The organism is Halorubrum sp. Atlit-28R, from assembly GCF_003665955.1.
In the GTDB taxonomy this organism is placed as follows: Archaea; Halobacteriota; Halobacteria; order Halobacteriales; family Haloferacaceae; genus Halorubrum; species Halorubrum tropicale.
The window spans coordinates 1-1,346 of record NZ_QPLS01000027.1; the positions used below are offsets into that span (position 1 = coordinate 1).

Consider the following 1,346-nt stretch of genomic DNA (forward strand, 5'->3'; position numbering starts at 1 on the left):
TGTAGTGGTCAACTAAAACTGGCCACCGCATTAGACTGTAAGTAGTACAGCCGCTCAGATTCGTTTGGCGTCAGACCGCCGTTATACCAGTGAGGCCGAACGGCACTGTAATACCCCGTGATGTAGCGGATTATCGCGCTCTGGGCCTCGCTGAAGCTGTTGTAGCCCTTCGTCGGCACCCATTCGGCCTTCAGGCTTCTGAAGAACCGTTCCATAGGGGCGTTATCCCAGCAGTTACCCCGCCGACTCATACTCTGCTTTATCCGACAGCGCCACAGTGCCTGCCGATATTTACGGCTGGTATAGTGGCTGCCCTGGTCGCTGTGGAACATAACGCCGGTTGGTCGACCTCGTAGCTCCCAGGCCATCTGCAACGCTTTGACCGTGAGCGCCGAGTCCGGCGACGTCGACATGGCCCAGCCCACCGGTTTACGGGCGAACAAGTCCAGCACCACCGCCAGGTAAGCCCAGCATTTGCCCGTCCAGATATAGGTCACATCGCCGCACCAGATCTGGTTCGGCGCGGTAACCGCGAACTGGCGGTCAAGATAGTTCGGTATTTCAACGTGTTCGTTTCCGCCGCGTTTGTATTTGTGTGACGGCACCTGGCAACTGGCAATATCCAGCTCTTTCATCAGCTTGCCGGCCAGCCAGCGCCCCATTTTGACACCAGAGTCCCTGCTGACGATAGTCGCGATGCTTCGGGCGCCGGCAGAACCGCCGCTGGCGTTCCAGGCCTCCATGACCTGGCTGAGCTTGACCACACGTTCGCCGTCGGGCTCATTCGCTGAAGCCTGCCAATGCCTGTAGCTGCTGCGATGGATGTCAAAAGTCTGGCACAACACAGCGACCGGATATCGCGCTCTCAGCCTGTCGACTACCGTGAACCGTTGAGTGCGTCCGACATTAAGAGCGCCGTAGCCTTTTTTAGGATTTCGTTCTCCATTTCAAGGCGCTGAACCTTTTTCTTCATTTCGCGCAGCTCGAGCTGTTCGGGCGTCAGAGGAAGCCCTGCGGGCGTTTTCCCCTGGCGCTCAAGTCGCAGCTTATTAACCCAACGGGTGATAGCCGAAAGGCTGACGTTAACCGCTTCTGCCGCCTTAACGTAGGTATAGCCGTGGTCGACAACCAGTTTTGCTGCTTCGAGCTTAAATTCTGCCGTGAAATGTTTTGCCATTGGGTCACCTGTGGTGTTGGGGAGGTGAGAATATCACCTTCCGATCAGGTGGCCAGTATCAGTGTGCCACTACAATGTCATCTTCAATGACTAAAACTCGTTTATTTTGCATATCATCCCACGCCTGAAGGTTCTTGGCTATTTATTGATTATTAATTGACGGTTAATT

General features: G+C 55.1%; 1 protein-coding gene. It reads right to left on the reverse strand.

The annotated features are described in order from the left end of the window. Positions 1-8: 8 nt before the first annotated feature. Positions 9-1,177 (reverse strand): IS3 family transposase gene (locus DVK06_RS16580; protein ID WP_394338894.1). Its coding sequence is split into 2 segments (ribosomal slippage): positions 9-922 and positions 922-1,177, totalling 1,170 coding nucleotides; the frame shifts between segments, so codons are not numbered across the junction. Positions 1,178-1,346 lie beyond the last annotated feature (169 nt).